Below are 12,899 nucleotides of genomic sequence, written 5' to 3' on the forward strand. Positions count from 1 at the left end.
CAATATCCGGCCGCGGAAGACACTCGGCTGGAGGAAGCCATGTAACGTGCTCGCGGAGTTGATCGCGGGTGTTGCGTTAGCGTCCTGAATCCGCCAGGTACACGCGACGACAGGTGCACACTCAAACCGGAGCGCCGGCGGCGCGAAGCCGGAGCCGGACCCTGTTCACGATCGACGCCGGCCGGCGTCGCAGCTGCTCGGAGTTCACCCGGATCATCGACCAGCCGAGCGACTCACACGCCTCGTATCGCTCGATGTCCCGCGTGCGTTGTCGTTCGTCCGTCCAATGATGGATTCCGTCGTACTCGACGGCGGTCCGCCACCGTCGCCATCCCATATCGGCTCGCGCGAGTATCCGGGAGCCGTCGACGATCGGCACTTGCGTCTCGGGGACGGGAAGCCCGCCGCGGATGAGTAACAGCCGAACACGGGTCTCCGGAATCGACTCGGCTCCGGGGTCGACCTGAGGGAGGACGTCGCCCAGCTGTGTGAGTCCGCGCTCGCGGGGATGACGCTCGGCGAGCTCGTGGATGTCGCGGGGAGTGAGGTGAGTGACACGGCACAACGCGTCGAGCTGGGCGATCGCATCGTCGGGGTCGAGCCATCGGCCCAGGTCGAATCCGGTCCGCGCCGGTGTGGTGACAGCCATCGAGTCGAGGCGACACACCTCGTCGTCGAGGAGAGTGTCGCCGTGGATCACGAGTCCTGCCGCGGCACGTCGGCTACCACTGCGGATGAGTTCGGCCGGCGCGCGCGTATCGATCCACTTGCACCCGTGCAGGGCAGCAGCCGACCAGCCGGCAAGTACGCCCCTGCGTCCCGACCACAGCCATGCTGCCTGCGCACGAAGTATCGGCGTCACCGACACTTTCGGATCGATATACACGCCCCGGTGTACCCGGCGAAAGCTCCGGAGCTGCCCCTGAGTCAACCGGCCCGCAGTCACCGCTTCGGTGCCGAGGAACGGAACGTCGAAATCCCCCACGTTCGAGACATTGCCTGATGTAGGCAGTTCGCGGAAGTGCCGATTCGCGCCCTGTGGATAACTTGATCGAGTGTGCACAACTCGGCGCGGAAACGTCCGAATTACGACAACAACTGCACACTCGACGACGAAGGCGCCCCTCCCGAATGTTCGGGAGGGGCGCCTTCGAGCGTGTGTCCTACTTGCTGCTGACGTAGGGCAGCAGAGCCATCTCGCGCGCGTTCTTGACGGCGATGGCGACCTCGCGCTGTTGCTGCGGGGTCAGGCCCGTGACGCGGCGGCTGCGGATCTTGCCGCGGTCGGAGATGAACGTGCGGAGCAGGTTCACATCCTTGTAATCAACATGGTCGATCTTCGCCGCGAAGAGGGGGTTCTTCTTCGGCTTGCGGCCCTCGACGGCCCGCGACTTCTTCGACGGCCCTCGTTTGACTGCCATGTTTCGCTCCTCACCAGCTCGACTTGTGGACGCCGGGCAACTCCCCGCGGTGGGCCATCTCGCGTACACGTACTCGCGAGAGCCCGAACTTACGCAGGTGGCCGCGTGGGCGACCGTCGGCAGCGTCTCGATTGCGCAATCGTACCGGACTGGCGTCGCGGGGCAGGCGCTGGAGGGCGGCCTGTGCTGAGGCGCGCTCCTCGTCGGTGCTCGTCGGTCTGCGGATCGTGTCCTTCAGGGCTGCGCGACGCTCGGCGTAGCGCGCGACTATCAGCTTGCGTTGTTCGTTGCGGGCGATCTTGGACTTCTTGGCCACGGCTACTTCTCCTCTCGGAAATCGACGTGCCTGCGAAGCGTCGGATCGTATTTTCGCAGGACCAGGCGGTCGGGGTCGTTGCGGCGGTTCTTGCGGGTGACGTAGGTGTATCCGGTCCCGGCCGTCGACCGGAGCTTCACGATCGGCCGGATCTCGTTTCGTGCCATCAGATCTTTTCTCCTCTCGCGCGCAGCCGGGCGATCACTGCGTCGATGCCGTCGCGGTCGATGGTCTTGATGCCCTTCGCGGAGAGGGTGAGCGTGACGCGTCGCCCCTCGGACGGGACGAAGTACGTCTTGCGCTGGATGTTGGGGTTCCAGCGCCGGCTGGTGCGGACGTGGGAGTGCGAGACGGATTTCCCGAATCCGGGGGAGCGCCCGGTGACCTGGCAGTGCGCCGACACGATGTGTCCTTCCTGTCGGCCGCCCCGTAGAGCGTAACGACAATCATTTTCGACAAATGGCGGGGCCGACTGTACGCTGCCGAATGGCTAATGACAATCATTATCGAAAGGAGGCGCGGTGGATACCAGGACACCGCTGATCCTCGTGGCGGGTCGGGGCGGAGTCGACACTCGTGATGCAGGCGCGGCACAGGTCGCCAACGGGTTCCTGCGGACGGGCACGATCGTCGTCCACCACGACCTCTCGCACGTCGGCGATGGCATCGTGCACCGCACGGTCACCACGTCGGACGATCGGCGACACGAAGCACTCGAACTCGCGCACGCCTGTGTGTCCTGCACCCTGCGGGAAGATCTCCTGCCGTTGCTGCGCCGGCTGCACAGACGATCCGATGTCGACCGGATCGTGCTCCACCTCGACCCGCAACTCGAACCCGAGGCACTGAGCTGGGCGATCGAGCACGTCGTCGTCGCAGATGTCGTCGGGCAGATCGACGGTCCCGCCTCCCGTGACGTGCGCATCGACGGAGTCGTCACGTGCGTGGACGCCGCCACGTGGATGACCGATGCCACCGGCGACGAGGACATTGCGACCACACCCGACGACGAACGCACCGTCGCCCAGGTGGTGGTGGGACAGGTCGAGTTCGCAGACGCTCTCGTCGTCCGGCCCGGAGCCGACGGCTGGGCACAGGCCCGGCTCCACGCCGTCCTGGCCAGGCTCGCACCCGACGCGCCCATCGCGTGGAGCATGAACCCCGACGTCGAGGCACTGCTACAGCGGATCCCGTCCAGCGCGCGACGCGGGGAGATCTCCGATGCACACTCACCGCTGTTGCGCGGCCAACCACCGCTCGACGACGACTGCGGCATCCGGCTGCTCGAATTCGGCGCACAGCGACCCTTTCATCCCCAGCGACTCCACGAGGCGATCGACGTCCTGCTCGACGGAGTCGTGCGCACTCGCGGCCGCGCCTGGGTTGCGACCCAGCCCGACAATGCGCTGATCATCGAGTCTGCGGGGTGTGGACTGCGCGTCGCGCACGGTGGACCGTGGCTCGCGTCGATGCCTCCCGGACAACAACAGGGCATCCCCGATGCACGCCGTGCCATGGCTGCTCTGCGCTGGAGCGACACCTACGGAGACCGCGACAGCTCTCTCGTCGTGCTCGTCCACGACGCCGATCCCGACACCGTGCTCGGTGCATTGCGACACGCCCTCCTCACCGACGACGAATTCGCCCACCCCGAGCTGTGGCCGACGTGGGACGACCCGTTCGGCCACTACCACCAGGACCCGTGCGCAGATCTGCCGACCGAACGCACGGAATCAGGCTCTGAAATGAGAGGTCACCCATGAAATCCGGTCTCCACCCCGACTACCACCCGGTCGTGTTCCAGGACGCGAATACGGGATCGACGTTCCTGACGCGCTCGACGATCACCTCTGATCGCACGGTCGAGTGGTCGGACGGCAATACCTATCCGCTCGTGGTCGTCGACGTCACCAATGAGTCGCACCCCTTCTGGACAGGAACGGCCCGCGTGCTCGACGCCGCCGGACGCGTCGAGAAGTTCGAACGCAAATACGGGACCAGGCGTCCCCGCTGCTGACCGGAGAACGTAGCGCGCAAGCCTGGTCCTTCAGGGCCGGGTCAGCGCATCAATCATGTCGGTGGTCGTGGCTACGGTCTTGCTGTGCAGCTTCGATACCAGTACCGCGTCTACCCGACGCCCAGGCAGCAGCACATGCTGGCCCGCTCGTTCGGATGCGCACGGGTGGTGTTCAACGATGCACTCCGGGCACGGCAGGACGCGTACGCGGCCGGGGTGACGCTCTCGGACACCGACGTGCAGAAGCAGGTGGTCACCGCAGCGAAGAAGACCCCACCACGGGCGTGGCTGGCCGAGGTGGCGTCGGTGGTGTTGGTCCAAGCCTGTCAGGACGCGCGGCGCGCGTACCGCAACTGGTTCGACTCGATGTCGGGGAAGCGCAAGGGCCGCAAGGTCGGCCCGCCGCGGTTCCGGTCCCGCAAAGACAACCGGCAGGCGATCCGGCTCACCCGCAACGGGTTCTCGCTGCGCCCGAACCGGAAGCTGTACATCGCGAAGGTCGGCGAGCTGAAAGTGTCGTGGTCGCGGGATCTGCCGTCGGTACCGTCGTCGGTCACGATCATCAAGGATGCCGCGGGCAGGTACTTCGCCAGTTTTGTCGTCGAGACGACCGACGATCCGTTGCCGGAGTGCGACGCGGAGGTCGGTATCGACCTGGGGCTCGCGACGTTCGCGGTGCTCTCGGACGGGAAGGTCATCGAGTCCCCGAAGTTCCTCCGCCAGGCCGAACGGCGGTTGAAGAAAGCGCAACAGGCTCTGTCCCGCACACAGAAGGGATCGAAGAACAGGGTCAAGGCGCGTATCCGTGTCGCCCAGGCCCATGCCATGGTGGCCGATGCCCGCAAGGATTGGGCGCACAAGCAGTCCACGGTGATCATCCGCGAGAATCAAGCGGTGTTCGTCGAGGATTTGTGTGTCACCGGGTTGGCGCGAACCAGGTTGGCGAAGTCGGTGCACGATGCCGGGTGGGCGATGTTCACCCGCATGCTGGAGGAGAAAGCCGCCCGGTATGGGCGGACCTTCGTGAAGGTGGACCGCTGGTTCCCGTCGAGTCAGCTGTGCTCGACGTGTGGGGTGCTCGACGGGCCGAAACCGCTTTCGATTCGGGAGTGGCAGTGCGCGGCGTGTGGGGTGGTTCACGACCGCGACCTCAATGCTGCGAAGAACATCCACGCCGCAGGACGTGCGGAGTGGTTAAACGCCTGCGGAGGGACCGTAAATCCTGCCGTTTAGCGGGAGGTAAGTCCCTGTGAAACAGGAACCCACCGGAGTGGCGCGTGGTGCTGCGGGAGGAATCCCGGTCGTTCACGGCCGGGAGGACGTCAACCGTTCTCAGGCACCTCTCAGCGGTCGGGGCCAAAATGGTGCGCATGCGCATCTTGGTGGTCGACGACGACCGGGCGGTGCGGGAATCCCTGCGCCGGTCACTCAGCTTCAACGGCTACACGGTCGAACTCGCGACCGACGGGCAGGACGCGCTCGAGAAAGTGGCCGCCGCCCGCCCGGACGCGATGGTGCTCGATGTGATGATGCCCCGCGTCGACGGGCTCGAAGTGTGCCGTCGGCTGCGGAGCACGGGCGACGACCTGCCCATCCTCGTGCTCACCGCCCGCGACTCGGTGTCGGAGCGAGTTTCCGGCCTCGATGCCGGCGCCGACGACTATCTGCCCAAACCGTTCGCACTCGAAGAACTCCTCGCCCGGCTCCGGGCCCTGCTTCGCCGCGCCACCCCGGATCCGGACGGTGGACTCGAAGACGCCATGCGCTTCGAAGACCTCACCCTCAACCCCGCGACACGCGAGGTCACCCGCGGGGACCGGCAGATCAGCTTCACCCGCACCGAGTTCGCGCTCATGGAAATGCTCATGGCGAACCCGCGTCGGGTGCTCACGCGTAGCCGGATCCTCGAGGAGGTGTGGGGCTACGACTTCCCGACCTCGGGCAACGCCCTCGAGGTGTACGTCGGATATCTGCGTCGCAAGACGGAGGCCGGCGGTGAACCGCGGCTCATCCACACGGTGCGCGGCGTCGGTTACGTGCTGCGCGAGACTCCTCCGTGAGTGGGCAGATGAGACCCCCCATGCTGTTGACCCGGTCGGTGCCGTTGCGCACCCGGGTCACGCTGCTCGCCGCGGGGGCGGTGGCTCTCGCGGTTGCGGTGACGTCCATCGCCGCCTACATGGTGGTTTCGCGTGCTCTCTACTCCGACATCGACAAGCAACTGCAGGCCCGTGCGTCTGCACTCGTCGAATCCAGCACGCTGATCACCTACGACCCCCGCTACATCGGCGGTGCCCAGCTCTACAGCTCCGATATCAGCGTCGCGCTCGTCTACCCGGATCTCGGCCGATACGTACCGCCCGGATCGTCGGTACCGATCGGCGCGCCGGAACTCGCCGTCGCGGAAGGTGAGCTGGAGTCGTCGTTGCGGACTGTCGACCAGCAGCGGGTCCTGGCGCAACAGATCCCCGACGGCAGCACCATCGTCATCGCGCAGCGGTTGCGACCCACGGTGGAGGTGCTCAACCGCCTCGCGAGCGTGCTGTTCGTCGTCGGCGGGTGCGGAGTGGTGCTCGCCGCGGCCGTCGGCGCGACAGTGGGCCGCACCGGTCTGCGGCCCGTGGCGCGGCTGACCGCCGCCGCCGAACGTGTCGCGAGGACCGATGACCTGCGACCGATCCGGGTGACCGGGCACGACGAACTCGCGCGCCTCACCGAGAGCTTCAACATGATGTTGCGGGCGCTCGCAGAATCGAGGGAACGACAAGCACGGCTCGTCGCCGATGCCGGCCACGAATTGCGCACGCCCCTGACGTCCCTGCGGACCAACATGGAACTGCTCATCGCCGCGAGCCGCCCGGGGGCGCCGAGCCTGCCCGACGAGGACATGGCCGAACTCCGCGAAGACGTCGTGGGTCAGATCGCGGAACTGTCGACACTGGTCGGCGACCTCGTCGATCTGGCCCGGGAGGAGGCGCCGGAGACGGTATTCGAGGCCGTCGACATCGCTGAGGTCGTCGATCGCAGCCTCGAGCGCGCACGGCGACGTCGCACGGAGATCGATTTCACCGCAGTCACCGAACCGTGGTTCGTGTTCGGCGACCACGCGACCCTCACCCGTGCAGTGGTCAATGTCCTCGACAACGCCGCGAAGTGGAGCCCGGCCGACGAGGACGTGGTGGTGAGGATGCATCAGATCGGCCCCGGGCTCATGGAATTGACCGTCGACGACGCCGGGCCGGGTATCCCCGAGGAAGAGCGGGAGCTGGTGTTCGAACGGTTCTATCGTGCGACCACCGCGCGGTCGATGCCCGGTTCGGGGTTGGGATTGGCGATCGTGCGGCAGGTCGTGATGAAGCACGGCGGGACGATCGCGGTGGACAGATCGGAACGCGGTGGTGCGCTCATCCGCATCGTGCTTCCGGGCACGCCACAGCTCGACGCCTAGTAGTGCACAGAGCCCAGGAGTGGACAGAAGGGTAATTGCCAGGAAACTGTGAGCCGATTCTTCAGGAGCTTCTCAGCCGACAGGTCCATATTGGATGGAGTACACACCCTCCACTCGGATCGACTCGAAGGACGAAGGCGACGAACGAAATGACCGACGACCCCACCCACGGTTCCGGACAGCCTGCGCCCGGACAACCCGGTCCCGCGCAGCCGCAGCAACCCCACCAGTACGGAACCCCACCGACGGCTCCTTACCAGCAGGCACCTCAGCCCACGCAGCCGCGGAAGTCCGGACGTACTGCCCTCGTCGTGGGCGCCATCGCCTTGGCGGTCGTCAGCGGCGGTATCGGTGGCGCAGTGGGAGCATTGTCGATGCGCGATTCCGGGTCGGGCGCCGGCGTGACGAACGCACTCGACTCACCTAGGCCGGAAACCACGACGGTGGCGAATGCCCCCGAGGGAACCGTGCAGGCGGTCGCGCAGCGGGTCGTGCCCAGCGTTGTGCGCATCGAGGTCGTCGGACGCACCGGTGCCGGTGAAGGGTCGGGGGTCGTTCTCTCCTCGGACGGGCTGATCCTGAGCAACAACCACGTCGTCACCGGAGCCGGTCAGGGAGCCGAGCTCACGGTGTACTTCTCCGACGGATCGTCTGCGCCGGCCAGCGTGGTCGGGACGGACCCGATCACGGACATCGCGGTCATCCGCGTCGAAGGTCGCGACGATCTCACCCCGATCGAGATGGGCAACTCCGACAATCTTCAGGTGGGGCAGCCCGTGGTGGCGGTCGGGTCGCCGCTCGGTCTCGAGAGCACCGTGACCTCCGGAATCGTGTCGGCCCTGAACCGGCCCGTCTCGACCAGCGGCGAGACCGGTAACCAGAACACCGTCATCGACGCGATCCAGACCGACGCCGCCATCAACCCGGGCAACTCCGGTGGTGCGCTCGTCGACATGGAAGGCAACCTGGTCGGAATCAACACCGCCATCGCGACCTCGGGTCAGCAGTCCGGGTCGATCGGACTCGGCTTCGCGATCCCCGTCGATCAGGCGCGGCGCATCGCCGACGAACTCGTCGGCACAGGAACCGCGACGCATTCGCTCATCGGTGTCCAGGTCCCGGCACAGGCAGCCGTGAACGGGGCCGCCGTCGCCGAGGTCGTCCCGGACGGGCCTGCCGAACGTGCCGGGATCCCCGCCGGTTCGGTCATCACGAAGGTCGACGACCGGGTCGTCACAGACGGCGATTCCCTGATCGCCGCGATCCGCTCGCAGGCACCCGGCACCACGGTGAGCGTCACGTACACCGACGCCCAGGGCAACAACCCGACGACGGTCGATGTTCAAACCGCCTCCGACGCGGATGGTGGCCGATGATTCAGGAGGCAGACATCATGGAGATTGTCGAACATACAGCGCGTCCGGAAGACCTGCGAACTACCTTTGACTCCATGGAACTCGAAGCCCCCCGAAAGGGCCGCGCACTTGTCGTCATCGTCGACGACCGCGTCTCGCACGGAGACAGCCCCGACTCGACCGGCCCACTGGTGACGGAACTGCTTGTCGAAGCCGGTTACGTCGTCGACGGTGTCGTGTCGGTCTCGGCCGACGAGGTCGAGATCCGCAACGCGCTCAACACCGCGGTGATCGGGGGAGTGGATCTCGTGATCTCCGTCGGCGGAACCGGCGTGACCCCGCGCGACGTGACCCCGGACGCGACCGCGGACGTGCTCGATCACGAGGTCCGGGGGATCGCCGAAGCTCTGCGGTCGTCCGGTCTGGCATCGGGAGCCGTCGACGCGGGTCTGTCGCGCGGTCTGGTCGGGGTGTCGGGTTCGACGCTCGTCGCGAACCTTGCGTCGTCGCGTGCGGCGATCCGCGACGGTATGGCGACGTTGTTGCCGCTCGCGACCCACGTGATCGACGAGTTGTCGCGAGTGGAGGAGTAGCACCATCTCTGCCGACGACAAGACGGACGGCGACAAGAACGACAGCACTGCACCGTCGGACAGCACTACGCCAGAGCAGAGGAGCCGCGCCCGGATCGACCGGGCGCGGCTTGCTCGGATCTTCGGTGACGCACTTCCGGACACGACGAAGGACGAACGCGGGGTCGGTGAAGACCGATCGGGCGACTCCGACGAATGGCTCGAGCGCCAGGTACCGCCCCATCACGGCGGACTGTGATATCAGTCACTTTGCATAGGGTAACTTAAGTCTTGCGCCCGGCTCAGTGTCGGCGTGTCGCAACCCGTTCGTAACGCCATGTTTCCCCGCGAGGTGGGGCTGCGGCGCGCGTGGTGAGTGTTCATGGTCACAGACCCACCCCATGTATCTGCACTGAAAGTGCACGTAATCGCGGCAATTACCTGCATGAATGTCCGAATCTTGATGACGGCACCCAATGGGTGCAGGCCAGTCCGAAATCTTGGGGTGAATCCCGGTAGCGCATATCTTGCGTTTCCCGCTTGTGTCTGACTGTGTTTCGTGAGAGTTCCGGTGGTCAGCTGTAGCCATTGCCTCGAGATTGGTCACGGTCTAATCTCCTCACAGGTTCGATCAGGTCAAGGAAAGGTCGCAGGGGCCAGCCTTTGATCACGAATCGGTAACGCAAACCGTGCGGACGTTGATCAACAACGAGTTCACCGGCGGCAACGACCGGCGGTGAGCTCTGTGTGGGATACGCCTCGCGGACGGCTAGGGCGACCAAGTTGTCGGACGCGGGCGCGCATACCGGCACGCAGAGAACGGATGAGGCATTCATGAAGATTCAGACGCGACGCGGTTTCCGAACCGCCCGCAACGCCACGGTGGCGGCGGCCGCTGTGGCCGGTCTGGTTCTCGGATCGGCCGGGGCAGCAAGTGCCGAGGTCAATGATCAGAACCGGATCGTCTCCGACGGCCACGAGGTCATCGTCACCCAGGAGGACACCTTCATCAACGGTGTGCCCCCGATCGGTGGCAGCCCGCTGAGCCGTGAGTGGTTCCACAACGGTCGCGGCCTCGCCCACATCGTCGGACCCGAGTCAGCTGACTTCGAGGCAACGACCTTCCAGTTCGGCTACCAGGTCGCGTGGGCGGCATCGCTCGACGGTGCGATCGGGTTCAGCTGGACCACTCCCAGCCTGGACACCGACATCAAGGCGACCCGCCCCGCGGTGTACACGCCTGTTGAGATCCCGAAGCGCGACGAGAACGACAATCTGATTCCGGCGTTGGACGATAAGGGCAAGCCCGTACTCGACGACAAGGGTAATCCGGTCTACGAGACCGAGACCTTCTATCAGGACAGCGGTGAGAGCGGCGATCTCAAGGTTTCCGAGGTCACGAACAAGGTCGGCAGCATTCTTCCGCAGGCCACTGCTGCTGTCGAGCTGACCCCGGCGCCGGGCATTGCGGAACTCGTCGTTGCCGAGGGCCAATTCGACGGCGACTTCAAGGAAGTGCAGATCGCGAACGTCCACGGTGCTGCCACCGGCGTCATCGGTCCGGTCTCGGTTCGCCCGTTCGTTCGTGCGATCACGGACAACGGCGACAACGTCACCACCTACGGCCAGGTCTGGACTCTCTGAGTCCGGTCCGAGCAATCCCGCAGTAAATCCCCACCACCTAGTACGGAGTAATCATGGGAATCAAGTCGCGTGGCTTCAAGGCCGCTCGCAACAGCGTCCTGGCCGGTGCCGCCGTTCTCGGCATGGTCGTCGGTGCCTCGGGTGCCGCTTCGGCCGAGGTCAACGACCAGAACCGCATCGTCTCCGACGGCCTCGAGGTCGTCGTGACGCAGGAAGACACCTTCATCCACGGCGTCCCGGCACTCGGCGGCAGCCCGTTCAACCGCGAGTTCTTCCACAACGGCCGCGGCACCGTGAACCTCCTCGGGGAGAATGCTGCGAAGGAATCCGGCACCACCATGCAGTTCGGCTACCAGTTCGCATGGGCAGGCAGCATCGACGGCGCCATCGGCGTCACCTACTCGACGCCGGGCCTTGGTGTGGACGCCAAGCTCGGTGGCGACGTCACTGCAAAGGTCACCGATATCCTCCCGCAGGCGTACGCCGAGCTCGAGCTGACCCCGGCTCCGGGCATCGAGGAACTCGTCGTCGCCGAGGGCGAGTTCGACGGCGACTTCAAGACCGTTCAGTTCTCGAACGTCCACGGCACCGCCTCCGGCGTCCTCGGCGCTGTCCAGGTGCGTCCGTTCGTCCGCGCGATCACCGCGAACGGCGACAACGTCACCACCTACGGTCAGGCCTGGACCGTCTAAGACGGACCACCCGGCGTAAGCCGGCGCTCCACAAGCTGGGCCCGCTCGCACTGCGAGCGGGCCCAGCTTCGTCTGCCTGTAGCGGCTACTCCGGCAGTGGCTTTGCGTGTGCTCCGCCCTGACCCGACTGCGCAGCCTGGGATTCGAGGATGTCGCGGATCTGGATCAGCAGGTCTTCGGCGCTGGCCTTCTCGTCGGATTTCTCGGTCGCGAAGCGCTTCTTCGCCGCGTTGGCCGGGACGATGAGCACGAAGTACACGACCGCCGCGATGATGATGAAGTTGATGGCCGCAGAAATCACGGCGCCGATGTTGATGAAGGTCGACGGGTTGTCGGCGAGGATCTGGAAACCCCACCCCATCTCGTTGTCGCCGCCGAGAGCGGCGATGAGTGGGTCGATGATGTACTCGGTGAAGGCTGTCACGATGGCGGTGAACGCGGTGCCGATCACCACCGCGACGGCAAGATCGAGGACGTTGCCCCTCAGCAGAAAGTCCTTGAAACCCTTCAGCATGGCGCTTTCCCTTTCGGCCTGACCGCATGAATGCGGCATCGACGTGTCCGTGAGGCGGCGTGTTCCGCATCACATGCCGATAGAGGGACGATAAACCGCGGAGACCGTCTATGTGGTCTGTCAGTGGAGGGTGACGGTCAATGCGCTCGTCAGCGACGCGGCCGCCACCGACATGGCCTGCTCCTGCTCCAGAGCAACCAGGATCACGCGTTCGCGCTGATCAGAGGACTCTTCGTGCTGGGCGAGCACCACCACGGCTCCTCGGGCCAGCACGTGGGCATCGCCCATCGCGGCATCGGACTCGCCGGTGACGGTGAGGACGTCCACTTTGTCTCCCGCGCGCAACAACCGGCCGACCCCCGCGTCGGCAAGCCGGATGGGCACGACCCGCGCATCGTCGGCACCGACGGCGGCAGCCGCAAGCCGGGGGCCGAGGATTCTCGTATCGACGAGCGCTTCGCCGGCAGGTACCGGACCAGCGAGTGTGTGGCCTAGGGCGTCGGCGAGATCGGTGAGCGTGCCCGTGACGAGAGCGGAGGTGTCGCGATCGGCGAACTCGACGTCGTCGGCGGTGAGCGCGACACCCGGAGTCAGATCACGAGCCGCGACCACCACAGCGGTTCGTTCGGTGGCGGGATCGTTTCGGAGCGCGAAGACCGCGGCGAGGACGACGAGGAGTGCCGCGATGACGCGCCTGACGGCAACGCTGCGGGCCCAACCGGGGTGCAGCAGGGGCCGGATGCGGTCGGGAAGGTTCGGCTCCAGCGACGACGCGGGTCGCGGAGCGAGGTCACGAAACGGCGAAAGTCCGACGGGCATGGTCCGAACCTAGGGCTCGGATCTGCCCGCCGGACCTGAGAAACCGGCGAATCGGGCAACCTGTGGATGAACATGGTGCCTGTGGACAACTCCGGGGAGGA

Annotated in this window: 16 protein-coding genes; 9 read left to right on the forward strand and 7 right to left on the reverse strand. The window is 65.9% G+C overall.

Annotation, left to right across the window (positions count from 1 at the left end; all coding sequences use genetic code 11):
- Window positions 1-121: 121 nt before the first annotated feature.
- The 5 genes from EV641_RS07705 to rpmB all read right to left on the reverse strand — a co-directional run bounded on the left by EV641_RS07705 (window position 122) and on the right by rpmB (window position 2,140).
- Complete coding sequence (locus tag EV641_RS07705) at window positions 122-985, reverse strand: DUF559 domain-containing protein (RefSeq protein ID WP_132471390.1); 864 nt, start codon at window positions 983-985, stop codon at window positions 122-124.
- A gap of 178 nt (window positions 986-1,163) precedes the next feature.
- Entirely contained in the window at window positions 1,164-1,421 is a 258-nt protein-coding gene (gene rpsR / locus EV641_RS07710; RefSeq protein ID WP_054719669.1) for a 30S ribosomal protein S18, read from the reverse strand.
- Between the two features lie 10 nt (window positions 1,422-1,431).
- The gene (gene rpsN / locus EV641_RS07715; protein ID WP_132471391.1) at window positions 1,432-1,737 is read right to left on the reverse strand and encodes a 30S ribosomal protein S14; all 306 of its coding nucleotides are present in this window, start codon (window positions 1,735-1,737) and stop codon (window positions 1,432-1,434) included.
- A gap of 2 nt (window positions 1,738-1,739) precedes the next feature.
- Window positions 1,740-1,904, reverse strand: a complete 165-nt coding sequence (gene rpmG, locus EV641_RS07720; RefSeq protein WP_054719658.1) for a 50S ribosomal protein L33 — start codon at window positions 1,902-1,904, stop codon at window positions 1,740-1,742.
- Window positions 1,904-2,140 (reverse strand): 50S ribosomal protein L28, encoded by a 237-nt coding sequence (gene rpmB, locus EV641_RS07725; RefSeq protein WP_054719655.1) that lies wholly within the window; start codon window positions 2,138-2,140, stop codon window positions 1,904-1,906. The genes rpmG and rpmB overlap by 1 nt, the downstream gene beginning before the upstream one ends.
- Before the next feature lie 118 nt (window positions 2,141-2,258).
- On the opposite strand from rpmB, the gene EV641_RS07730 reads away from it, so the two are divergent.
- The 9 genes from EV641_RS07730 (at window position 2,259) to EV641_RS07770 (ending at window position 11,465) form a co-directional block, all read left to right on the forward strand.
- The gene (locus EV641_RS07730) at window positions 2,259-3,500 is read left to right on the forward strand and encodes a GTP-binding protein (RefSeq protein ID WP_132471392.1); all 1,242 of its coding nucleotides are present in this window, start codon (window positions 2,259-2,261) and stop codon (window positions 3,498-3,500) included.
- Entirely contained in the window at window positions 3,497-3,754 is a 258-nt protein-coding gene (locus EV641_RS07735; RefSeq protein ID WP_132471393.1) for a type B 50S ribosomal protein L31, read from the forward strand. Before EV641_RS07730 ends, EV641_RS07735 begins: the two co-directional genes overlap by 4 nt.
- An 84-nt stretch (window positions 3,755-3,838) precedes the next feature.
- Window positions 3,839-4,987 carry an RNA-guided endonuclease TnpB family protein gene (locus tag EV641_RS07740; RefSeq protein WP_132471394.1) on the forward strand — a complete coding sequence of 383 codons (1,149 nt, stop codon included), beginning with the start codon at window positions 3,839-3,841 and terminating at the stop codon, window positions 4,985-4,987.
- Window positions 4,988-5,124: 137 nt separating this feature from the next.
- Window positions 5,125-5,814, forward strand: a complete 690-nt coding sequence (locus tag EV641_RS07745) for a response regulator transcription factor (protein ID WP_054720727.1) — start codon at window positions 5,125-5,127, stop codon at window positions 5,812-5,814.
- An 8-nt stretch (window positions 5,815-5,822) separates the two neighbouring features.
- Entirely contained in the window at window positions 5,823-7,202 is a 1,380-nt protein-coding gene (locus tag EV641_RS07750; RefSeq protein ID WP_132471395.1) for a HAMP domain-containing sensor histidine kinase, read from the forward strand.
- Window positions 7,203-7,351: 149 nt separating this feature from the next.
- The gene (locus EV641_RS07755; protein ID WP_132471396.1) at window positions 7,352-8,578 is read left to right on the forward strand and encodes a trypsin-like peptidase domain-containing protein; all 1,227 of its coding nucleotides are present in this window, start codon (window positions 7,352-7,354) and stop codon (window positions 8,576-8,578) included.
- Between the two features lie 74 nt (window positions 8,579-8,652).
- Window positions 8,653-9,150 (forward strand): molybdenum cofactor biosynthesis protein B, encoded by a 498-nt coding sequence (locus EV641_RS07760; RefSeq protein WP_241996929.1) that lies wholly within the window; start codon window positions 8,653-8,655, stop codon window positions 9,148-9,150.
- 813 nt (window positions 9,151-9,963) lie between these two features.
- The gene (locus tag EV641_RS07765; protein ID WP_132471398.1) at window positions 9,964-10,773 is read left to right on the forward strand and encodes an MspA family porin; all 810 of its coding nucleotides are present in this window, start codon (window positions 9,964-9,966) and stop codon (window positions 10,771-10,773) included.
- 53 nt (window positions 10,774-10,826) lie between these two features.
- The gene (locus tag EV641_RS07770) at window positions 10,827-11,465 is read left to right on the forward strand and encodes an MspA family porin (RefSeq protein WP_132471399.1); all 639 of its coding nucleotides are present in this window, start codon (window positions 10,827-10,829) and stop codon (window positions 11,463-11,465) included.
- 85 nt (window positions 11,466-11,550) lie between these two features.
- Here the strand turns inward: EV641_RS07770 and mscL are convergent, their stop codons facing one another.
- A complete protein-coding gene (mscL, locus tag EV641_RS07775; protein ID WP_132471400.1) occupies window positions 11,551-11,979 on the reverse strand; it encodes a large conductance mechanosensitive channel protein MscL in 429 nt (142 codons plus the stop codon).
- Window positions 11,980-12,099: 120 nt separating this feature from the next.
- Entirely contained in the window at window positions 12,100-12,798 is a 699-nt protein-coding gene (locus EV641_RS07780; protein WP_132471401.1) for an SAF domain-containing protein, read from the reverse strand.
- Between the last annotated feature and the right edge of the window lie 101 nt (window positions 12,799-12,899).

The organism is Rhodococcus sp. SMB37 (assembly GCF_004345605.1).
Taxonomy (GTDB): domain Bacteria; phylum Actinomycetota; class Actinomycetes; order Mycobacteriales; family Mycobacteriaceae; genus Rhodococcus.

Coding starts and splice junctions, on each gene's coding strand:
- EV641_RS07765 (WP_132471398.1), top strand. CDS start 9,964: ATGAAGATTCAGACGCGACGCGGTTTCCGAACCGCCCGCAACGCCACG.
- EV641_RS07760 (WP_241996929.1), top strand. CDS start 8,653: ATGGAACTCGAAGCCCCCCGAAAGGGCCGCGCACTTGTCGTCATCGTC.
- EV641_RS07750 (WP_132471395.1), top strand. CDS start 5,823: ATGAGACCCCCCATGCTGTTGACCCGGTCGGTGCCGTTGCGCACCCGG.
- EV641_RS07755 (WP_132471396.1), top strand. CDS start 7,352: ATGACCGACGACCCCACCCACGGTTCCGGACAGCCTGCGCCCGGACAA.
- EV641_RS07745 (WP_054720727.1), top strand. CDS start 5,125: ATGCGCATCTTGGTGGTCGACGACGACCGGGCGGTGCGGGAATCCCTG.
- mscL (WP_132471400.1), bottom strand. CDS start 11,979: ATGCTGAAGGGTTTCAAGGACTTTCTGCTGAGGGGCAACGTCCTCGAT.
- rpsR (WP_054719669.1), bottom strand. CDS start 1,421: ATGGCAGTCAAACGAGGGCCGTCGAAGAAGTCGCGGGCCGTCGAGGGC.
- EV641_RS07735 (WP_132471393.1), top strand. CDS start 3,497: ATGAAATCCGGTCTCCACCCCGACTACCACCCGGTCGTGTTCCAGGAC.
- EV641_RS07780 (WP_132471401.1), bottom strand. CDS start 12,798: ATGCCCGTCGGACTTTCGCCGTTTCGTGACCTCGCTCCGCGACCCGCG.
- EV641_RS07770 (WP_132471399.1), top strand. CDS start 10,827: ATGGGAATCAAGTCGCGTGGCTTCAAGGCCGCTCGCAACAGCGTCCTG.
- rpmG (WP_054719658.1), bottom strand. CDS start 1,904: ATGGCACGAAACGAGATCCGGCCGATCGTGAAGCTCCGGTCGACGGCC.